We start from the raw sequence: 21,306 nt of genomic DNA on the forward strand, positions 1-21,306 counted from the left end.
GGCAACGAGTACTCCTAGAGCTGCTCGCACGCGGTGAGGAGCCGACCCTGGTCGGCCGAAACCATACTAGTGGGGCCATTCATGCAGCTCGGTCTGGCGACGGTGACCGCGGCGGTACAGGCGGGGGCGCACTACTTCGACTCCACCGGGGAGGGAACCTTCGTCCGGCGTGTCTTCGAGTTGGACTCCGTCGCGACAGCCCGCGGAGCGACCGTAGTGCCGGCGTTCGGCTACGACTATGTACCGGGCAACCTCGCCGGCGCGCTCGCGCTGACGAGCGCGGGGGATCGGGCCACCCGGATGGAGATCGGCTACTTCCTCACCCGTGCAGGACATGGTGACGCGCTGCGATACCGAAGCGGCCTGCGTGATGTCTTCAGCCTGACCACGGGGGGCACGCGGAAGACCCTGGTCGGTGCGGCGGCCGATGATGCGTTCGCCTATCGCCACCCGCACGCCGGGGCTCCCGCCCGCCTGGTCGACGAGCGCGTCGGCAAGCGTGTGCGCACCTTCAGCTACGCGGGCGTGAACCGTGCGGCGATGACCGTCGCCGGCTCGGAGCATCTGGGCCTGCCGGAGTCTTCGCCCAGCTGGAGAATATCGACGTGTGCATGGGGTGGTTGGGGCGATGGACGCGTCCGATACGGACGGCCACCGCGCTCCCTGCACCCCTCCTGCGGTCGGCGCCGGCACGGGCCGCACTGACCTGGCTGTCCGAGCGGCTCCCCGGATCGCACCGTGAGCCGGACAGCGACGGCCGTTCGCTGGTCATCGCCGTCGCCCGCGACGACTCCGGTCGGGCATTGGCCACGACGGCCCTTGCCGGACCTGATCCTTATGAGATGACAGCATCGCTCTTGGCCTGGGGTGCCGTCCGCGCGGCAGCGCCGGATGCCGTCCTCGAGCCCGGCGTGCACGGCCCTGTCGCGGCCTTCGGCCTCGACACTCTCCGAATCGGCGCGTCCGAGGTCGGTCTTCACGATGTCGACGAACCGTCAGCCTTGCGTGCGGCACACGATGGCACAGACCCGGTAACTCGAAGTGTGAATCGGACATTCGGGTGACTGTCGACCACGCTCGGCGACCTAGCGGGTCGTCGCGGAGTGCACGGGGTACGCCGAGGAGCGACCGGTCGGGCGGTTTCCACCGTCGGTCACACCCACCGAATTTCCCACCCCATTGCGGCCTTTTGACCGATTGACGGCCATCCGTTGCGGGTAGTCGGGTTCGGGGTTGGTTCGCACCGGACTTACCGATCTGGGGGTACGCCGGGCGGCCGGCTCCGGGCGCTCGGCGTCGACCGATGACGGCCCATGCGGGTGAAGGGAGTCGACGATGATGACCCGATTGCAAATCGCGGCAGCGGTGGTCGTGGGCTATTGGCTGGGCCGAGGGCACCGGAAGAAACTGGGACTGCTGCTCGCGGCGGCGGGTGCCGGCCGCCTCGCCGGCGGACCCCAGGAGATGGTGGACCGGGCCTCGAAACTGCTGCAAACCTCGCCCGAGTTCGCCGAGCTCAGTGAATCGGTGCGTGGCCAACTCCTCGACGCCGTGAAAGTGGCGGCCATGACCGCCGCCACCGCCCGAGTCGACGCACTCAACAATCGGCTGCTCTCCGGCAGCGATGCGGTCCTGGAGACCGCCGAAGACCTGGTCGAGGACACCGCGGACATGGCCGGAGACGTCAGCGACGACACTGTGGACACGGTGGAGGAAGCCGCCGATGACACCGCGGGCAGAATGCACAAGCTCGTCGACGACACCGTGGGTGTGGTGGGCGCGCTGGGACGCAAAAAACGACCGAAGAAGACACCGCCGCCGGACGACGTCGACGACGAGACGGCAGAGGAGGCCGAGGAACGACCGGCGCGGCGACCGCCCCGCAAGCGGAGCACCCCGGCGAAAACCTCCGGTAGTCGAAAGCGAGGAGCACAGCGATGACCACAGCAGGTGGCGGCCCGAGTTCCAGCAGCCTCGCCGATGTCATCGACACCATCTTGGACAAGGGCCTCGTCATCGACGCCTACGTGCGGGTCTCGCTGGTCGGTATCGAACTGCTCACCATCGACGCCCGCGTCGTTGTCGCCAGTGTGGATACCTACCTGCGCTTCGCCGAGGCGGTGAACCGACTGGAGATCGGCAGCGAACCGAAGGGCCTGACCGACCTCGTTTCCGATGTGAAGGGCAGCGGCAGCACGAAGTCCAAGACCAAGGGCGCGCTCGAGGCCGTGGGGGAGACGCTCGGTGACCTGCTCGGCGGATCGGAAGCCGAACGCGAACCCGAGCCGCGCCGGAGGCGAAAGTGATCGGACGCTGACGTGGCCGCGCCGGCGCTCAGGCTGATTACATATTGCTGTTCCCGATAGGAGACGCCCACAGCCGGGTACGTTCGTGGCATGGGTGACGAGGCAATCGACCCCGAAGTGGCTTATGAAGCCCTGTCCGCCGGCGCACGCCTCGCTCTGCTGCGAAACCCCGAAGGCATCATGCCGCCGCAATTCATCGGGCAGGTGATGGCCGTATGCGGGGACGCGTGCGTCGCGGGGATCAGTGGTGGAGTTGATTCGGTACCGCAGATGGCGGTTCTCCAAGGGCCACTCTCCGAATACCTCTCCCAGTGCAGGTATGTGCTGGATGCGTGGTGGAACTCCCTGACGCCGCGACTCCGGGCGGTCATCAGGTGTCGCGAGGCGGTACCCGAATCGCTGACACTGCAATTACCCCAGCACACGCCCTGGACCGCGGTGTCCACGCCGTGTTCTCACCTGTTGGTGCGGGACTATCTCGAATTGCAGGCAACGGGGCTCGAACTGATGTAGGCGGTCACTCGGGGATCTTCTCTCCGGAAGTCTCGCCTGGTTCGTATTCGTCGTGGCGGCGTAGCCAACTCATGAAGGGGTCGTCGCCGCGGCGAGGTTGCGGTTCCCAGTCCTCCTGACGGCCGCGGGCAGTGAGGTCGAGCCAGTGATAGGTGCCGAGGAGGATCTCGGTGGAGCGCGCGTAACCGGAGTAGGTGTGGAAGATGCGCTCACCCTGGCGGAGGAAAACACTGACGCCGTGCTCTTCGCCGCACCAGCCTTTCCACGCGGGGTCCGACTGCACGAGTTCGGCCTCGTCCTTGTAGTTGTATTCGACCGGTGCGACCGACGCGTCGAGGGTGACGTGGAAGTCGTAGTTGAAGTCGCTGCCGTGCGAGGAGTACCAGGGGAAGGTCCAGCCCATGCGCCGGCGGTACTGCTCGAGTTTGTTCAGCGGTGCGCGTGACACGGCCGCGAACGAGGTGTCCCGGGCGTAGAGGTGCCGGAGGTTGCCGACGTTGTCCATCGTGAACGAGCAGGAGGGGCATCCTTCGTCGGCGTCGGGTTCGAACATGAAGTGGTAGATCAGGAGTTGGCCGCGGCCGTCGAACAGGTCTGCAAGTCCGGTCCTGCCGTCGGGGCCGTCGAAAACGTAATCCTTGGTAATTTCGACCATCGGTAGCGCGCGCCGAGCGGCGTTCACCCGATCGCGGTGGCGGGTCAGCTCCTTCTCCTGTGCGAGTAACTCGCGCCGCGCGATGAGCCACTCCTCGCGGGTGGTGACCTGTGGATCGGACGCTGTCATCGTTCGTCTCCTCTCGAAGGGCACCTGCAATCGTCGCAGGCGACTCTCGGCGGTGGCTACCACCGAGACCGGGAACGACTGATTCGCGGTTCGTCTCCTCGTGCAGGATGCGAAGCTGAGTTCGTGAGTAGCGCTCTCCATCCTGCGGTGGAACCGTACGAAGCCGGGTTTCTCGACGTTTCCGACGGCCATTTCCTGTATTGGGAGACCACCGGAAATCCCACGGGGACGCCGGTGCTGTATCTGCACGGAGGGCCGGGATCTGGATGCACTCCCGGCGCACGACGCTTCTTCGACCCGAATGCTTTTCGCGCGGTGCTGTTCGACCAACGCGGATGCGGGCGCAGCCGCCCGCTTGCCGCCGGCCCCGACACCGACCTATCGACCAACACGACAGCACATTTGATGGAGGACATCGAACGCCTGCGTAAGCATCTGGGGATCAGGTGTTGGGTCGTGGCCGGGGTGTCCTGGGGTGTGACCCTGGGTTTGGTCTACGCCCAGCGCCATCCCGAGCGTGTCCTCGCGATGGCGCTCGGAGCGATCACGTCCGGATCCCGAACCGAGATCGACTGGATCACCCGTGACATGGGTCGGATCTTCCCCAGGGAGTGGGAGGAGTTCATCGCTCCCGTGCCGGCCGGCGAACGGGACGGGGATCTGGCGGCCGCTTATGCGTGCCTCCTCGCCGACCCGGACGCGGCGGTGCGCGAGGAGGCGGCGAGGAGGTGGTGTGCGTGGGAGGACACCCACGTGTCGTTGATGCCGGGATGGAGACCGAGCCCCCGATACGAGGACGCAACGTTCCGGATGATTTTCGCCAGGTTGGTGACGCATTACTGGAGTCACGAGTGCTTCCTCGTCCCGAACCAGATACTGGAGGGAATGAGCCGTCTGGTAGGTATCCCGGCAGTGCTGGTCCACGGCCGCTTCGATGTTTCGGGACCGTTGGACACGGCCTGGAAGCTCTCGCGGGCCTGGCCGGAAAGTCGACTCGTCGTGGTTGACGATGCCGGCCACGGTGGAGGCGGATTCAGCTCCGCGCTGGTGGCCGCCTTGGACTCCTTCAGCGGGCCATGATCGCGGCGCTTCGAGAGCTTCGGCCGACGTCAGGTACTCGTGAGGATGACGAGTCGCTGGGTCGCCCGGGTCATGGCGACGTAGCGGTCGACGGCCCCTTCGATCCCCGTGCCGAAGGTGTCCGGGTCGACGAGGACGACCAGGTCGAATTCGAGCCCCTTCGACAGCTCCGGGGTCAGCGAACGGACGCGGGGCGTGGCCCGGAACGTCGAATCGCCGATGACGCAGGCGATCCCGTCGGAGTTTGTTTCGTGCCAGGTGTCGAGGATCGAGCCCAGATCGGAAAAGGATCCGTGTGCGACGGGGATGTCGTTGCTGCGGATGGAGGTCGGCACGTTGGCGTCCGGGAGCACGGCGCGGATGACCGGCTCGGCTTCCGCCATGACCTCTTTCGGTGTCCGGTAATTGACGGTCAGAGAGGCCAGTTCGATCCGGTCGAGCCCGACCCTCTCGAGCCGTTCCTGCCACGACTCCGCGAACCCGTGCCTGGCCTGGGCGCGGTCGCCGACGATGGTGAAGCTCCGGGACGGGCAGCGCAGCAACAACATCTGCCACTCGGCGTCCGTCAGTTCCTGCGCTTCGTCCACGACGACGTGTGCGAACGTGCGGTCGAGCAGGTCGGGGTCGGTGCCGGACAGCGCGGCTTCGTCGACCAGCATCTCCTGCAGGTCCTTCTGCCGCAGTTGTGTCATCAAACTTTCACCGTCGTCGTAGGCATCGGACGCGATCAGGTCGTCGATGACCTTGGACCTCTGCTCGCGTTCGGCGGCGACGGCGGCCTGGTGGCGACGCCGGCGTCGTGATTCCTCCGGGTCGCCGAGCCGCTGCCGTGCTGCGTCGAGGAGCGGCAGGTCGGACACCGTCCAGCGCTGGGCGTCCGGGCGTTGCAGCTTCCGAACGTCGTCGGGGCTGAGCCAGGGCGCGCACTTGTGCAGGTAGGCGGGCACCGACCACAGGTCGGCGACGAGGTCGGCCGCCTCGATCAGGGTCCACGCGTTGTCGAGGGTCGTGCGTAGTTCGTCGTTCTGCTGCAACGACTTCCGAAGCTGGGGGGCCGGAACGTCACCGTCGTACTTGTCGATCAGGATCGTGAGCAGCAGCTCCCAGATCTGCTCGCGCGCCTCGTTGTGCGGAGTACCGGGTTCCGGCGCTTCGAACGCCTCGGCCCAGTCGTCGGCGCTCAGCCAGATGTCGGACCACTCGGTCGCGACCGTCATACCCTCGGTGGGCGGCTCCTCGTAGAACGCGACGGCCGCGTCGATGGCCTTCACCAGATCCGCGGACGACTTCAGGCGGGCCACGTCGGGGTCGGTCTCGACCGTCGCGGTGGCGCCCTCGGCGACGAGGTCCCGCAGGGTGCAGAGCTGCACGCCCTCCTCTCCGAGGCTGGGCAGGACATCGGCGACGTAGGCCAGGTAGGGCTCGTGCGGACCGACGAACAGCACGCCGTGACGGACTCGGGGGTCGGAGTAGAGGAGATACGCGGCGCGGTGCAACGCGACGACGGTCTTGCCCGTACCCGGCCCGCCGTCGACGACGAGGGCGCCACGGGATCCCGCGCGGATGATGGCGTCCTGGTCGGCCTGGATGGTGCCGAGCACGTCCCGCATCCGGGCCGACCGGTTGCTGCCCAGGCTCGCGATGAACGCGGACTGGTCGTCGAGCGCGGCGTTGCCTGCGAACCCGTCCGCGGTGAACACCTCGTCCCAGTAGTCGCTGACCCGGCCGCGGGTCCAGCGGTACCTGCGACGGCGTTCCAGACCCATCGGATTGCCGTGGGTCGCACCGAAGAACGGCTCGGCCACGGGGGAGCGCCAGTCGACGAGCAGCTGATTGCCCGCACGGTCCATGAGGCCGAGTCGTCCCACGTACACGGGCTCGGGGTTGTCTGCACTGACGAAGTGCCCGAGGCACAGGTCCAAACCGTAGCGGCGCAAGGCACGCAGCTCGGCGTTCAGCCGGTGGACCATCATGTCCCGCTCCATCGCCTCCTGGCCCAGCCGGCGGGGTGCCTTGCGCTCGGTGTCGATGCGGTGGTCGAGGTCGGCGATCGACTGCTCGAGGCTTTCCGCGATGGCCGCGAAGTGCAGCTCGTCGTCGGCGATCAGCGCCGGGTCGGCCTTGGGTGCGAGGTGGTCGGGAAGGTCGAACGCGCTGGTAGTCAGATTTTTCATGTCATCAGCTCCGATCTGAGGTGCGGGCGATCGTGTCGAGCAGCAACGTCGCGGCGACCGCCGCACCGTCGGTGCGGATCGTGCCCGCCACGGCGGCCGCGCGTGCTCCGGTCTCGGGGGTCAGGGCCGCCGTGAGCGCGGCCGACAGTGACTCGACGGCCGGAACCGGACCGTCGTGCGCCGCGCCGATGCCCAAGTCGGCCACCCGGCCGGCCCAGTACGGCTGATCCACCGCCTGCGGCACCACCACCTGAGGCGCGCCGGCCCGGGTGGCCGTCGTCGTAGTCCCGGCGCCGCCGTGATGCACGACAGCGGCCACGCGCCGGAACAGTGCCTGCTGGTTGACCTCGCCGACGGCGAAGCAGTCGTCCACGTCGTCGATCAGGGCCAGGTCGGCCCAACCGCGCCCGACGAGTACGCGGCGGCCCTGCGCGCGGACCGCCTCGATGGCCACCTCGGCGGCGTCCGTCGCCGCGTGCAAGGGCATGCTGCCGAAGCCCACGAACACCGGTGGTGTGCCTGCGTCCAGGAACGCCACCAACTCGGCCGGGAGTGGGCGGTCGTCGGGCAGGATCCACGCACCGGTCTGTACGACGTCGAGGTCCGGCGTCTCCTGCCACGGATCCAGGGTCGGGTCCGTCGCCAGCCACGGCCGGTCGCCGATGACGTAGTCGCGAACGTTGCCCACCGGGGGCAGGCCGATCGACGCCCGGTTGGTGTCGAGCGCCTCCCCGAACAGTGCATCGATGCTCTGAGCGTCCAGATCCCACAGCGCCCGGTTGTCCGTCACATCCGGCGGGAACGCCCGGCCCGGATACGCGAGCGGCGGGCGATGCGGCGACGGCAGGGTCAGCTGCTGGAACGTCACGGACACGGAGCGGATGCCCAGCTTCTCGGCCACCGACAGTGCACCGGCAGCGGCCGGCATCACGCCGGTCGCCACCAACGCGTCACATCCCTCGGCCGCCGCGGTGACCGCGTCGAACTGGCCGGCGATCAACTCGGCCGCGCGCCGCGGCAGGTCCGCCGCCGACGGCGCCGCAGTCGTCAGCGCGCGCGCCGACCGGCCGACGGGCACCATCGACACACCGACCCCGGCCAGCCGCTGGGCGAAGTCCTCGTCCGGCGGCGCGCACACCCGCACCTCCGCGCCGAGTGCCTGCAACTGCACCACGAGTCCCACCAACGGTTCGACGTCCCCACGCGACCCATACGTCGACAACAACACACGCACTCGCGACTCCTATTTCTGCAGGTTCTGGCTTCGGCCGGTAATTCTGCGGCACGACCCGGGCCTTGCCGCAAGCCCCGGGGTGCGCTATAAATTGAAAGTGGAAAGGAGTTGGTACTCCTCTCCACTTCCTCGTCCGATTCGGACAATCCTCAGGCCTCGCCGCCGCGTCGTAAATCGAATGCGTTCGCCCACAATCGAGCTCACCGATCACGGTAACGCCGTCCGATCACAGCGGTGGGCGGGATAGACTGCTCGGCACATGCCGCTGGTACGCCCTGGCCTGCCGTCTGCCCTCGCGGGCGCTCTGTGTCAACACTCAGGAGGTCGCACATGACTCCGCACTCGTGCGACGACCTGAACGTCGCCACCCGGCGTGGGGAGCGCCGATGGTGACGGCTCACCCGATCCCGTCACGGGTGATGCCGCACCGGCCTCGACGCCTCCTGCAAGAGGCATAGGCATTGCACCTACCCCTCCCGACCTCCGCCATCCCGAGAGTGGCCGCCGCGGTGGTGGTCGGTGTCGCGGCGGGCTTCATCGGCGGCCTGGTGATCACAGCCGCGTTGGGGGCTCTCGTCGGCATCGCCGCCGCTGCCGCCGTGTTCGTCGTATCCGGTTGGGCGGTGTTGTGGCCGATGGATGCGGCGGCAACTCGCCGCAACGTGGGACATGAGGATTTTCGTCCGATAGTCGACGAATTGGTCGTGGTGACAGCGACTTCGGGAGGTCTCGGAGGAATCGTCGCACTTCAGGTGGCCGGCGGATCCTCGGCGGGAACCGCGCACGCCGCCGTGGCTCTGATCGGGGTATTCCTGGCGTGGGCTTCCCTGCATCTGATGTACGCGGCCCGATACGCCTTTCTGTACTACGAGGGATCTGGTCCCGAAAAGTCAACGGGTGGTATAGATTTCAATTCCACCGCCCCGCCCGCGTTTCGCGACTTCTTCTACTTCAGTTACAACCTCGGGATGACCTACCAGGTATCCGATACCGACGTCTCGAGCCCGGAGATTCGGGCGGTCGCGCTCCGGCACTGCCTGTTGTCCTACGTTTTCGGTGCAGTCATCCTCGCGACGACGATCAACCTGGTCGCCGGGATCCTCACCAGGTGAAGACTGGGGTTCTCGTACTGATTTCGGCGCCTGCGAGAACCGAGCATCTTGCCTGGTCCCCGGTGTTAATGTTGATCTACTCGGCCACACCGAAAGGTGCACCTCGATGAGAAGATTCACTCGAAGAGTCGGTGGAACCATCGTGGCGCTGACGCTTACCGCCGCGGCATTCATCGTGTCACCACCACCGGTGTACGGATTCGCCGAGGATATTTGCTACACCGAGGACGGTGCCCCACCGCACAACTGCGCTCCGCTGCCACCCGAATGTCTACTCGACGATCCCAACTCGCCGATCTGCGGCGCCGAGGCGTTCCTCCGCTACGGCTTCACGTTGCGCCGCCCACTCGGCGGACGGAGTCTCGTGCATTCGGACTCGACGTACATCATCGCCCGCACCGTCGGCTTCTCCGAGCGGGACGCCTACTGGATCGCGGCGTACGACGAAGCGACCGACCTCGGCACGTTCGCCCCACGCGACATCTTCGGCCGGCTCGTCCCGGACGCCGACGCATTGACCACCAAGGACATCAGCGGCCTGGTGCGCACCCACTTCGCCACCGGCGGGTTCCTCTTCCACTTCCTGCCCACGCTGCGCGAACCGGCGGATCCCCTGCCCAACGGCCTGCAACCGGATGTCGACGATCCCCGGCACGAGATCATGCTCACGCACCTGAGAACTTGGGCGCTGGCCGGGCCGGGAAGTGGCGCACCGTTGTGCACGGGAGGTTTCACGAACCCCTCGGAAAACGGCGACTACGCGACCGGCGCAACGTGTTACGGCGATGCCGATCCCGTGCAGATCAACGGCACGTACAGCCTGGAGACGCCCGCCGCCATCCCGTTCACCAACATGACGGGGCAGCAGGTCATCTCCGACACGGTCCTGTCGTCACAATTCGACTCCTGGATCGGCGAGAATTCCTGGAATGCGAGGACCGGCATCTACATTCACGCACTCGGCGATCGCATCTCGCACCATGTCTGCACCGACGCCGGCACGATCACGCCGCCGGGTCCGGCAGGGCTGGACTTCCGGATCGATCTGAACCAGCCCACCTGTGACCAGGGTCCGCACGCCGTCCGCCACGAATACGAGACGGGCGTGGACTTCGCCGGGCTGCACCCGGAAGACCGGACCACCGAGGCGGCCCTGTCGATGGTGTACGACGAACTCGTCAACTTCGCACGGGTGCGCGGAACCCTGGATGAGCGCGCCACGACGCCGGCGACCAAGAATGCACTCCTGACCGACGGCCTCGTGCCGGCGCTCGAGATCCGGGAGCCGGTCGAGCGGCTGAACGCCGTCACCGACGTCGGCTGCCGAGTCGGCGTCCCGGCGTTCCCCGGAAACCCGGCGTGCCGGGATTGATCGCGCCCGTCAGGCGTCAGCTGCCGAATGGGGATGCGCTGTTGGAGTATCGAGCGAAGTCGCCCTGCGCCCCGCTGTAGACGTTGAGGTCGACGTCGCCGTTGACGCCGGCGATGCGACCGGTGCTGGTGTACTGCCAGAACGTCCAGTTGCTCCAGCCGCCGGGGAGGGGGCCGGGCGTGTTCTGACCGTTGTAGTCGGCGATCCACAGCGGGTATCCGGCGAACTCGTTGGTGTTCGCCATCGCCGTCCGCCAGAAGTTCGGGTACGTGTAGATGATCGGCTGACGTCCGGTGAGCGATTGGACCGTGTTGAGGTAGCGGTGCGTCCAGTCGATCAGGGCCGCGGGCGGCAGCCCACCGGAATGCTCGATGTCGAGGACCGGAGGCATGTCACCCGGACCGTTGATGCCCAGCACCACTGTCGAGTAGAACGCAGCCTGCGCTTCCGGCGACTGGGTGGGGTCGGCGTAGTGGTACGCGCCCCGGGAGACGCCGGCCACCCGCATGGCGAGGCAGTCCTGGACGAAGAACGGATTGACGTAATTGAGACTCTCGGTAGCCTTGACCATCGCGAAGTCGTGGCCGGCGTTGCGGACGGCGAACCAGTCGATCGGTGACCCGCCCGGGTGTTGCCACGAGGCCACGTCCGGACCTCTGACAGGTTCGGCGGCAGCGTGCCCCGGCACTGCGGCCGCGAGCGCACCGGCGAGCAGTAGTGGTGCGATCTTGGAGAACCTTCGGACCTTCACCCCGATAGCCATGCGCCCGAGGGTAACGTCTTCCCGCTGCCCGCACGTGGCAACGGACGTCACTTCGTCACGTACGCCGCCTGCCGGAGCGTCTCGCCGCGCGCAGCCCGTCCCGGGGCGGACGACGCGTTGATCGCGAGCACCGACAGCAACTCGTACGCGACGTGCGCTGCCGCGATGCCGGTGATCTCGGCGTGGTCGTATGCGGGCGCGACCTCCACGATGTCGGCGCCGACCACATTCAGGCCGACGAGTCCGCGCAGCGTGTTCAGCAACTCGCGGGACGTCATGCCGCCGGCCTCGGGTGTTCCGGTGCCCGGCGCGTGCGCGGGATCGAGGACGTCGATGTCCACGGACACATAGACCGGTCCGCCGTCGAGCCGTCGACGCATCCGTTCGACGATGCTGGCGACGCCGTCCACCTCGTAGTCGTCGGAGCGGATGACCTGGAATCCGAGGACGGCGTCGTCCTCGAGGTCCTTCTTGCTGTACAGCGGGCCGCGGATGCCGATGTGCTGCGAACGCTCGAGGTCGATGAGCCCCTCTTCGCTGGCCCGCCGGAACGGGGTGCCGTGCGTGTAGGGGGCGCCGAAGTAGGTGTCCCACGTGTCGAGGTGCGCGTCGAAGTGCAGCACGGCGATGGGACCGTGGTCGCGGGCGAGGGAACGCAGGATCGGCAGGGCGATGGTGTGGTCGCCGCCGAGCGTCAGCACGGTCGAGCCGTCCTTGCGCAGGTCGGTGACGGCGCCGTCGACGGTGGCCAGGGCCTCCTGGATGTCGAACGGGTTGACGCCGATGTCGCCGAAGTCGGCGACCTGCTGCGCCGCGAAGGGGTGCACGTCGAGTGCGGGGTTGTACGGACGCAGCAGCTTCGATGCGGCGCGGATGTGGCCGGGACCGAAGCGTGCGCCGGGACGGTAGCTCACGCCGGAGTCGAACGGGACGCCCATCACGGTGACGTCGGCGCGGGACACCTCGTCGAGCCGGGGGAGGCGAGCGAATGTGCTGGGTTCGGCGTAGCGCGGCGTGCGGGTGGCGTCGACGGGGCCTTGGATGCGGGTCGCGTCGATGGGGCCCTGGCTGTCATCTGTACTCATCGGAATCCTTCGGTGTGTGCCGGAGACGTGGCGTCGTCGTATCGTTTCCTTGGAACGCATTCTTGTCAACACCTGTTTCCTATACGAGACACAACGAAGGATCGATGCATGGCGAACGAGCTCGCAACCGAAGGTGCGTCGGGCGTCGACGCGCCCAGGATCGGCCCCCGGCTCAAGGCCGCCCGGCAGGCCCAGCGCCTCACCCTCGACGACCTGGCCGCGAGCTGCGGCATCACCAAGGGCTACCTGTCGAAGATCGAACGGGACCACGCGAGCGCCTCCGTCGCCACGCTGGTGCGGATCTGCGCCGCCCTGAACATTCCCGTCGGGTCGCTGTTCGAGAGCTCCGCCGCAGGTGAGGTGGTACGCGCCGACAACTACCCGCCGATCAGTTTCGGCGGGGAGCGGATGGCCGAGTTCCTGCTGACACCGTTCGGCGAGCGCCGCATCCAGTCGCTCCTGAGCCGGATCGAGCCCGGCGGCGGGAGCGGCTCGGAAACGTACGAACTGCCGGTCGACGTCGCCTTCGTCTACGTCGTCTCCGGCCGGATCTGCATTTCCTTCAACGGTCCGGGGGCCGGGGAGGAGGTGTCGCTCGCGACCGGGGACGCGTTCACCTTCTCGCCCCAGTTGCCACACAGCTTCCGCGCGCTCGGCGACGACACGGCGACCGTCCTGTGGATTCTGGCCCCCGCTCTACCGGACGACGTCCGGCCCACCTCCCGCTAGGAAACCGTCAAGCGGTTTAGGAAACATGTGTTGACAGTCACGGCTCGCCCGTTCATTGTTGTCCACATCACTCCACCGCTCAGGAGCTCAACGTTGGACATCACCAAGATTTCTCCGCGCCCGCCGGGACTGGCCGGCGCACTCCGCGCCCGCAAATCGGTCGACGCGATCGTGGCGCGCAACGACCAGGAACCCGGTCACGGCCTCAAGCGGTCGATGGGCCTGGTGCACCTCACCGCACTGAGCATCGGTGCGTCGCTGGGAACGGGCATCTTCGTCATCCTCGGCGAGGCGACACCCAAGGCCGGCCCCGCCGTCGTCCTCGCCTTCGTGCTCGCGGCGTTCACCGCCCTCTTCTCCGCCCTCTCCTACGCGGAACTCGCAGGCAGCATCCCCGTCTCCGGTAGCTCCTACTCGTACACCTACGCGACGATGGGCGAACTCTTCGCGTGGATCTGCGGCTGGTGCCTGATGCTCGAATACGGCGTCTCGGTCGCGGCCGTCGCCGTCGGCTGGGGCGAGTACATCAACGAACTACTCCACGGCATGTTCGGCATCGCACTACCCGCCGCGATCAGCGAATCACCGGGCGCGGGCGGCATCGTGAACGTGCCCGCCATCGTCATCGTGCTCGTCGCGGTGGCACTGCTGACCCGGGGAGCGTCCGAGAGCGCCCTGGTGAACACGGTCATGGTCGCCCTCAAGATCCTCGTGCTCGTGTTCTTCTGCGCGGTCGCGTTCACCGCGTTCCGCGCCGGAAACTTCGCACCGTTCATCCCCCTCGGCGCGGCCGGCGTGACGGCCGCGGCGTCCCAGGTGTTCTTCGCCTACATCGGCTTCGACGCCGCGTCGACCGCAGGCGACGAGGCGAAGAACGCGAAACGCGACCTTCCCCGCGCGATCATCCTCTCGCTCCTGATCGTCACGATCCTCTACTGCCTGGTCGCGATCGCCGCCGTCGGCGCGATGCCCTGGCAGGACATCGCGGGTGAGGGCGCCGCACTCGCGACCATCCTCAATGCCGCGACCACCAGCACCTGGCCCGCCATCCTCCTGTCCGCGGGCGCGGTGATCGCCATCGCCAGCGTCGTCCTCGCCGTGATGTACGGGCAGACCCGGATCCTGTACGCGATGTCGCTCGACGGTCTCGTTCCGCGGGTCTTCTCCCGCGTCAACCCGCGCACCCGGGTGCCCGTCGTCAACATCGTGGTCGTCGGCGGTGTCGTCTCCGCGCTCGCCGGCTTCGTGCCGCTGGGCGAACTGGCCGACGCGACGAGCATCGGCTCGCTGTTCGCGTTCATGCTCGTCAACATCGCCGTGATCATCCTGCGCCGCCGCCATCCCGACCTGCACCGCAGCTTCCGGACCCCGCTGTTCCCGCTGATGCCGGTCCTCGGCGTCGTGTTCTGCGCGCTGCTGCTGTTCGGCTTGGGAGTCTCGACGTGGGTGGCGTTCGCGCTGTGGATGGCAGTCGGGCTCGCGATCTACTTCGCGTACGGCGTCCGCAAGTCCGAACTCCGCAACAGCCCGGAAGGGGTGACGGCACCATGAGGGCAGCACTGTTCCAGGGTCCCGAACTCTCCTTCGACGTCGCCGCGAACCTCGCCACCATCGCGTCGGCCGCGCAGACGGCGGCGGCGGCTGGGGCGTCCATCCTGGTCTGCCCGGAGATGGCGGCCACCGGCTACAACATCGGATCCCTGATCGCGGAGCGGGCCGAACCCGCCGACGGTCCGATCGCGGCGCGGATCGCGGAGATCGCACGCGAGTCCGGGATCGCCGTCGTCTACGGATACCCCGAGGCCGATGGGGGCGTCGTCTACAACAGCGTGCAGGTGTTCGACCCGTCCGGGACGTCGCTCGCCAACTACCGCAAGACCCACCTGTTCGGTGAGCTCGACCGGTCGCACTTCGCCGCCGGCGACGAACTGGTGGTCCAGTTCGACCACGCCGGAATCCGGTGCGGACTCCTGATCTGCTACGACGTCGAGTTCCCGGAAGCCGTTCGCGCACATGCCGACCGGGGAACCCAGTGGCTCGTCGTCCCCACCGGCCTGATGAGCCCGTACGAATTCATCGCGGAGAGCGTCGTCCCCACCCGGGCCTACGAGAGTCAGCTGTTCGTCACGTACGTCAACCGGTGCGGCACCGAAGCCGACCTCGACTACTGCGGATCCAGTTGTGCGATCGCGCCCGACGGCACCGAACTCGCCCGCGCCGGCCGCCACGAAGAGCTGGCCATCGTCGACCTCGAACTCGACGTCCTCCGCCGATCCCGCCGTGAGAACACCCATCTCGACGATCGACGCGTCGACCTCTACCCCTTCATGCAGGAGAAGACTTCATGACGATCCCCGTCACCCCGGACAGCACCGCCGCGGACACCGATCCCCGGCCGCTCACCATGTTCGGCCCCGACTTCCCGTTCGCCTACGACGACTACGTCACGCACCGCTCGGGTCTCGGCGCGGTGCCCACCGATCGCCACGGCACCGAGGTGGCAGTCATCGGCGGCGGACTGTCGGGGATGGTCACCGCGTACGAGCTGATGAAACTCGGCCTGAAACCGATTGTCTACGAGGCCGATCAGATCGGTGGCCGGATGCGGTCGCATCCGTTCGACGGGCACCCGGACGTGGTGGCCGAGATGGGTGCGATGCGGTTCCCACCATCGTCGACCACCCTGTTCCACTACCTCGACGCCATGGGACTGCGGACCGAAGCGTTCCCGAACCCGCTCGCCGACAGCACCCCCAGCACGGTCATCGACCTCAAGGGCGAAAGCTACTACGCGCAGCACCTCGACGACCTGCCACCCGTGTTCCGGGAGGTCTCGGATGCGTGGCAGCGCACGCTCGAGGACCACGCCGAGCTGATTCCGCTCCAGCAAGCAATCCGCGACCGTGACACCGCCGAACTCAAGCGCATCTGGAACGACCTGGTGGTCCGGCTGGACGATCAGACGTTCTACGGCTTCCTCGCCTCGTCGAAGCACTTCGCGTCGTTCCGGCATCGGGAAGTGTTCGGGCAGGTCGGTTTCGGAACGGGTGGGTGGGACACCGACTTCCCCAACTCGATCCTCGAGATCCTGCGCGTCGTGATCACCGCCGCCGACGACCACCACCGCGGCATCGTCGGCGGGTCGCAGCAACTGCCCCTGCGCCTGTGGACCGACTCCCCGGCGGGGATGGCGCACTGGCCGGACGGCACGTCGGTGCGCGCGCTGAACGGTGGAGCCACCCGTCCCCGCGTCACCGAGGTCCGGAGGACCGCACCGCACCAGGTGACGGTCACCGACTCGTCCGGGGAAATCCGCACGTACCCCGCCGCGGTCTTCACGGCGCAGAGCTGGATGCTGCTCAACAACATTCACTGCGACGACGACCTGTTCCCGATCGACCACTGGACCGCCATCGAACGCACCCACTACATGGGGTCGACGAAGGTGTTCGCCCTCGTGGATCGCCCGTTCTGGAAGGACAAGGATCCGGTCACCGGCCGCGACCTCGTCAGCATGACCCTGACGGACCGGATGAGCCGCGGCACCTACCTCCTCGACCACGGTGACGACAAGCCCGGCCTGATCTGCCTGTCCTACACGTGGTCCGACGATTCGCTCAAGCTGCTTCCGCTCGACGCGACGGAGCGGATGAACCTCATGATCAAGTCGCTCGAGGAGATCTACCCGGGAGTCGACTTCCGCAGTCACATCATCTCGACCCCGGTCACGCTGTCCTGGGAGACCGAACGCGACTTCATGGGTGCGTTCAAGGCGAACCTCCCCGGCCACTACCGGTACCAGGAACGGCTGTTCAGCCATTTCGTCCAGGACGAACTCCACCCGCGACACCGCGGCATCTTCCTTGCCGGCGACGACATCTCGTGGACCGCGGGCTGGGCGGAGGGCGCCGTGCAGACCGCACTCAACGCCGTCTGGGGCGTGATGCACCATCTGGGCGGCGCCGCCCCGGCCGACAACCCCGGCCCCGGCGATCGGTACGCCGAACTCGGCCCGATCCGGCTCTGCGACTAGCACCTGTGAGTACTTATTAACGTCCCGCGGTTAATAAGTACTCACGGGGGCGTCAGCCCAACCAGTCCAGGACCGCGGCGGCCGTCCACGACTGCTGCATGCTGCCGAGGGGCTGACCGGTGAACGGCTCGTAGTATTCGGCGAAGCTTCCGTCGCTCGCCTGCCGCAGCCCCTCGGACCGCAGCAGGTGCGCGCGCTCGGCCCACCCGCGCCGGGCGAACGCCCAGGAGAACAGCCACGTCATCACCGGCCACACCGGACCGCGCCAGTACTCGCGCGGCCGGAAGTCGCCCGACACCGGCGACGTCGACGGCGGCACGGCGTACCGGAGGTCGGGGTGACCGCAGAATTTCGGTCCCTCGAACGTGCGGAGCAGGGCGCGTTCGGCGTCCCGGCTCAGGCCGCCGCACAGCAGGGGCGAGAACATGGCGAGGGTTTCGGTGGAAATCCACCGGCCGCTGCGCAGATCGAAATCGCGTGCCGCCCCGGACCGTTGGTCGGTGGTGGTGAGGACGCCCTGCCGGAACCGGGCCGCCCACCCGTGCAGTTCCCGGACGTCGGAGTTCGGCATCGAGTGTTCCTCGCCGATGGTCGCGAGCACCTCGCACGCCATCGAGAACACGGCGCTGACGAACACGTCCTCCACCGCGAAGCTCATGGCGGTGGCCAGTTCCGCGTCGTCGTAGCGGACGGTCTTCATTTCCTCGAGCAGCCACAGGTAGCGGTCGTACTCGCCGTTGGACGGCCGCTGTCCGGTGTCGGCGACGTGGGACAGATCCTCGCGCAGATACGTGGGCATCACCCCGGCCACGACGTTGGCGTACGAGTGGTCCCAGCGCGGCGAGTTGTCCATGCCGGACTCCCAGCCGTGGTACAGCGCGATCCGGCCGTTGCCGTCGAGGTCGCGGGCGTTGGCCAGCCAGCGGTGCCAGCGCACGAGGTCGGGCCAGCGCCGGTCGAGGAACTCCTCGGCGACGGCGCGGGTGCTGCGACCGTGCCTGCGCGAGTGGTCGAGGATGCGCTGCACCGCGATGGCGTGCACGGGCGGCTGGGTGATCCCCGACGTCTGCGTGCCGCTCGGCGCGTGCGCCGCGAGGGTCCCGCACTCCCACCTCCCGGGGCCGGGGAAGTACCCGTCGACGCCGTTCGCGAAAACGATGTGCGGGATCATCCCGTTCTTCCACTGCGCCGACAGCAGGGTGTCGAGTTCGACGACGGCCCGCTCCACGCTCAGGGGCGCCAAGCCGACCGCGACGAACGCCGCGTCCCAACTCCACATGTGCGGGTACAGGCGCGGCGCGGCACTCGTCATCGTGCCGAGGTCGTTGCCGCGAAGCAGGTACGCGGCACGAGCCGCGAGCTGTGTGGGGGTGAATCCGCGGTCCGCCATTGCACCATTCTGCTGCGGGTCGGCCCACATCGCTCGTCGGACGGGTTCAGCCCGCGAATCCGCACAGGGTCAGCGTCGGACGCGAGTTGCGCAGCGGCCGCAGGTCCGACAGCCTGCGGAGCAGGGTCGACCCCCACAGGCCCCGGCCGAGGGGCAGCGTCACCTCGCGGGTGAACGCGAGGTCCGGCACCTGTCCGGGCAGGTCCGCCGCGTCGCCGGCGGAGAGGTGGAACGGCATCGGAGGGACGGTGTAGTCGCCGTGAATTCGCAGTCCCTTCTGCGTCTTGCGGCTCAACCATTTCGGTATCGAATCGAACATCATCCGGCCGCCGGGGAAACGCCGGGCGCAGTCGCCGATCAGGGACAGCGACTCGTCGGCGGGCAGATACATCAGCAGACCCTCCGCCGAGACGAACACGCCCCGGCCGGTGTCGACGTGGTCCATCCACGAGCGGTCCAGCGCGGACACCGTAAGTGTGGTGACGTTCGGCTCCTCCGGCAGCAGTTTCCTGCGCAGCGCGACCACCTCGGGCAGGTCGATCGATACCCACCGGACGTCCGGGTCGCCGATCCGCCAGTAGCTGGTCTGCAATCCTTCACCGAGGGCGACGACCGTTCCGCCGGGGTGGTCGGCGAGAAGCGCCCGTATCTCGTCGTCGAAGGCCCGAGCGCGCAGGGCGTGGGACTGGCTCGGTTTCCCGAAGTTCTCGTACGGATAGTCGAGGGTCTCGTAGAGCCTCACGGCGAGCGGGTCGACCAACGTGCCGCCCGGACTCGACGCCTCGACGGCACGGTTGCGGAGGGTCCACATCATCGTCGCGGGAACGCCGGTCAGGGCGGTCGCGTCCACCCGTTCCCGGTTTTCGTCAGCCACGCGGCACCGGCTCTGCCTCTTCGAGCTTTGAGTGCTTGCGGGAGTAGAAGAAGTACACGATCAGACCGAGGATCAGCCAGATCCCGAAGCGCAGCCAGGTCTCCCACGGCAGCGAGAGGATGAGCCAGCCGGAGAACACGACGCCGATGATCGGGATGACCGGCATGAACGGAAGCGTGAACGTGCGCGGGACCTCGGGGCGGGTGCGCCGGAGCACCGCGACCGCGATGCAGACGACGATGAACGCCGACAGGATTCCGATGTTGGTGAGTTCCGCGACGGTGTTGATGGGGAAGAACCCGGCCAGCAGAGCCGAACCGATGCCCACGATCCAGGTGACCCGCGTCGGCACCTTGCGGACCGGGTGCGTCTTCGCGAACCATTCCGGGAGCAGGCCGTCCCGGCTCATCGCGTACCAGACGCGGGTCACGCCGAGCATGAAGGTGAGCACGACGGTGATGATGCCGACGATGGCCCCGACCGCGATGATGTTCGCGACCCCGGGCATGCCGACCGAATCGAAGGCGGTGGAGAAGCCGCTCTCGGGGCTGATCTCGGTGTACTTCTGCATTCCGGTCAGCACCAGGGTGACCAGGACGTACAGGGTCATCGCGATGCCGAGGGAGTACAGGATCGCCTTCGGCAGGTGTTTGGTGGCGTCCTTCGATTCCTCGGCGGCCGTGCTCATCGCGTCGTATCCGAACACCGCGAAGAAGACGGTGGCCGCGCCGGTGAACACGGCGGCGGTGCCGAACGGGAAGTAGGGGGTGTAGTTGGCGCTGTCGATGTGGAAGACGCCCAGCACGATGATGAGGACGACCAGCGCCACCTTGATCGCCACCGCGATCGTCTCGAATCGACCGACGCTGCGGATTCCGCGCGAGAGCACCCAGGCGGTGCCCAGGCAGAACAGGGCCGCGAAGACGTCGAACACGTGCCCGTCACCGGTGCCCAGCGCGCCCATCATCCAGTCGGGCAGGCTGATGCCGATCTGTTCGAGGAGAAACCGGAAGTAGCCGGATACGCCGATGGCGACGACGGCCGCCACCGCGATGTATTCGAGCAGCAGGTCCCAGCCGATGAACCAGCCCACGATCTCGCCGAGCGCCACGTAACCGTAGGTGTAGGCCGATCCGGCCTTGGGGATCATTCCGGCGAACTCGGCGTAGCACAGTGCGGCCGCGGCACTGGCGACACCGGCGATCAGGAAGGAGATCAGCACGGCCGGACCGGTGACGGAATGCGCGACCGAGCCGGCGAGTGAGAAGACGCCTGCGCCGATGATGCCGCCGACGCCGATCGCGGTGAGTTGCCACAGGCCGAGCGATTTGGTCAGACGCTCGTCGGGCGGAGTGTCCTCGTCCACCTCGGTGAGGGGTTTGCGGCGCAGCATTTGGGTGCGCAACTTGTCCATCGACATTGCCGGGCTCCGTTTCCCAGTGGGGTGAGATGCGGTATCTCACTCAATCACCTTTCGGGGCCCGCGTGGGCGTGGAACACGGTACTCGGTGGCCGCCGTCACCCTTGCGGTAATACGGTAGGGGGGTATGGTAGTTCTCAGAGACGACATCGACCCCCGAAGAGAGGCAGACCCGTGAGCACCTCGAGCGTCACCGTCACCGGCATGACCTGCAACCACTGCGTGTCCTCGGTCACCGAGGAGATCAGCGCACTCCCCGGCGTCACCAACGTGAACGTCGATCTGACCACCGGCAAGGTCGTCATCGACAGCACCACCGACCTCGATCCGAGCGACGTCGCGGGTGCCGTCGAAGAAGCCGGGTATTCAGTCGCCGGCTGAGCCGGCACCTCCAACGCGGCCGGCTGAGCCGGCACCTCCACCACAGGAGACCCATC

At 67.4% G+C, this 21,306-nt stretch carries 20 protein-coding genes; 12 read left to right on the plus strand and 8 right to left on the minus strand.

Annotated elements, in window-relative coordinates; genetic code table 11:
- Positions 1-81 precede the first annotated feature (81 nt).
- The 4 genes from QM693_RS10400 to QM693_RS10415 all read left to right on the plus strand — a co-directional run bounded on the left by QM693_RS10400 (position 82) and on the right by QM693_RS10415 (position 2,819).
- Positions 82-705, plus strand: coding sequence for a saccharopine dehydrogenase family protein (locus QM693_RS10400; RefSeq protein ID WP_283334614.1), 624 nt, complete (start codon positions 82-84; stop codon positions 703-705).
- A 633-nt stretch (positions 706-1,338) separates the two neighbouring features.
- Positions 1,339-1,941, plus strand: a complete 603-nt coding sequence (locus tag QM693_RS10405; protein ID WP_283334615.1) for a hypothetical protein — start codon at positions 1,339-1,341, stop codon at positions 1,939-1,941.
- Positions 1,938-2,306, plus strand: coding sequence for a gas vesicle protein GvpJ (gene gvpJ / locus QM693_RS10410; RefSeq protein ID WP_005575060.1), 369 nt, complete (start codon positions 1,938-1,940; stop codon positions 2,304-2,306). The genes QM693_RS10405 and gvpJ overlap by 4 nt, the downstream gene beginning before the upstream one ends.
- Before the next feature lie 90 nt (positions 2,307-2,396).
- A complete protein-coding gene (locus tag QM693_RS10415; RefSeq protein ID WP_005575058.1) occupies positions 2,397-2,819 on the plus strand; it encodes a hypothetical protein in 423 nt (140 codons plus the stop codon).
- A gap of 4 nt (positions 2,820-2,823) precedes the next feature.
- Here the strand turns inward: QM693_RS10415 and QM693_RS10420 are convergent, their stop codons facing one another.
- The gene (locus QM693_RS10420; protein ID WP_283352263.1) at positions 2,824-3,603 is read right to left on the minus strand and encodes a DUF899 domain-containing protein; all 780 of its coding nucleotides are present in this window, start codon (positions 3,601-3,603) and stop codon (positions 2,824-2,826) included.
- Positions 3,604-3,726: 123 nt separating this feature from the next.
- On the opposite strand from QM693_RS10420, the gene pip reads away from it, so the two are divergent.
- Positions 3,727-4,683, plus strand: coding sequence for a prolyl aminopeptidase (pip, locus tag QM693_RS10425; RefSeq protein ID WP_283352264.1), 957 nt, complete (start codon positions 3,727-3,729; stop codon positions 4,681-4,683).
- Positions 4,684-4,712: 29 nt separating this feature from the next.
- On the opposite strand, the gene helR is transcribed toward pip, so the two are convergent.
- Positions 4,713-6,857, minus strand: a complete 2,145-nt coding sequence (gene helR / locus QM693_RS10430; RefSeq protein ID WP_283352265.1) for an RNA polymerase recycling motor ATPase HelR — start codon at positions 6,855-6,857, stop codon at positions 4,713-4,715.
- 4 nt (positions 6,858-6,861) lie between these two features.
- On the minus strand, positions 6,862-8,091 hold the full coding sequence (locus QM693_RS10435) for a glycosyltransferase (protein ID WP_283352266.1): 1,230 nt from the start codon (positions 8,089-8,091) through the stop codon (positions 6,862-6,864).
- A 461-nt stretch (positions 8,092-8,552) separates the two neighbouring features.
- Between QM693_RS10435 and QM693_RS10440 the strand changes: the two genes are divergently transcribed.
- On the plus strand, positions 8,553-9,203 hold the full coding sequence (locus QM693_RS10440; protein ID WP_283352267.1) for a DUF1345 domain-containing protein: 651 nt from the start codon (positions 8,553-8,555) through the stop codon (positions 9,201-9,203).
- Positions 9,204-9,309: 106 nt separating this feature from the next.
- A complete protein-coding gene (locus tag QM693_RS10445) occupies positions 9,310-10,575 on the plus strand; it encodes a hypothetical protein (protein ID WP_283352268.1) in 1,266 nt (421 codons plus the stop codon).
- A 16-nt stretch (positions 10,576-10,591) separates the two neighbouring features.
- Here QM693_RS10445 and QM693_RS10450 read toward each other — a convergent pair whose 3' ends face one another.
- Entirely contained in the window at positions 10,592-11,338 is a 747-nt protein-coding gene (locus QM693_RS10450) for a glycoside hydrolase family 25 protein (RefSeq protein ID WP_105418037.1), read from the minus strand.
- Positions 11,339-11,385: 47 nt separating this feature from the next.
- A complete protein-coding gene (gene speB, locus QM693_RS10455; RefSeq protein WP_280779247.1) occupies positions 11,386-12,423 on the minus strand; it encodes an agmatinase in 1,038 nt (345 codons plus the stop codon).
- 108 nt (positions 12,424-12,531) lie between these two features.
- Between speB and QM693_RS10460 the strand changes: the two genes are divergently transcribed.
- From QM693_RS10460 to QM693_RS10475, 4 genes are all read left to right on the plus strand, one after another.
- Positions 12,532-13,152: a helix-turn-helix domain-containing protein gene (locus tag QM693_RS10460; RefSeq protein ID WP_283352269.1), complete on the plus strand. Its 621-nt coding sequence runs from the start codon at positions 12,532-12,534 to the stop codon at positions 13,150-13,152.
- 93 nt (positions 13,153-13,245) lie between these two features.
- Positions 13,246-14,703, plus strand: a complete 1,458-nt coding sequence (locus QM693_RS10465) for an amino acid permease (protein WP_283352270.1) — start codon at positions 13,246-13,248, stop codon at positions 14,701-14,703.
- The gene (locus QM693_RS10470) at positions 14,700-15,500 is read left to right on the plus strand and encodes a carbon-nitrogen hydrolase family protein (protein WP_283352271.1); all 801 of its coding nucleotides are present in this window, start codon (positions 14,700-14,702) and stop codon (positions 15,498-15,500) included. The genes QM693_RS10465 and QM693_RS10470 overlap by 4 nt, the downstream gene beginning before the upstream one ends.
- Complete coding sequence (locus QM693_RS10475) at positions 15,497-17,185, plus strand: flavin monoamine oxidase family protein (RefSeq protein WP_283352272.1); 1,689 nt, start codon at positions 15,497-15,499, stop codon at positions 17,183-17,185. Before QM693_RS10470 ends, QM693_RS10475 begins: the two co-directional genes overlap by 4 nt.
- Positions 17,186-17,237: 52 nt before the next feature.
- Here QM693_RS10475 and ggh read toward each other — a convergent pair whose 3' ends face one another.
- From ggh to QM693_RS10490, 3 genes are read right to left on the minus strand one after another with little or no spacing between them, the layout of a single operon-like run.
- Positions 17,238-18,575: a glucosylglycerate hydrolase gene (gene ggh / locus QM693_RS10480; protein ID WP_005249245.1), complete on the minus strand. Its 1,338-nt coding sequence runs from the start codon at positions 18,573-18,575 to the stop codon at positions 17,238-17,240.
- A gap of 46 nt (positions 18,576-18,621) precedes the next feature.
- Positions 18,622-19,449, minus strand: a complete 828-nt coding sequence (locus QM693_RS10485) for a class I SAM-dependent methyltransferase (protein ID WP_283352273.1) — start codon at positions 19,447-19,449, stop codon at positions 18,622-18,624.
- Entirely contained in the window at positions 19,442-20,869 is a 1,428-nt protein-coding gene (locus tag QM693_RS10490; protein WP_280779241.1) for an amino acid permease, read from the minus strand. The genes QM693_RS10485 and QM693_RS10490 overlap by 8 nt, the downstream gene beginning before the upstream one ends.
- A 174-nt stretch (positions 20,870-21,043) precedes the next feature.
- Here QM693_RS10490 and QM693_RS10495 point away from each other — a divergent pair, with 174 nt between their 5' ends.
- A complete protein-coding gene (locus QM693_RS10495; RefSeq protein WP_105418026.1) occupies positions 21,044-21,250 on the plus strand; it encodes a heavy-metal-associated domain-containing protein in 207 nt (68 codons plus the stop codon).
- Positions 21,251-21,306: the final 56 nt, after the last annotated feature.

Origin of the sequence: Rhodococcus sp. IEGM 1305 (genome assembly GCF_030058635.1) — a bacterium.
GTDB lineage: Bacteria > Actinomycetota > Actinomycetes > Mycobacteriales > Mycobacteriaceae > Rhodococcus_F > Rhodococcus_F opacus_D.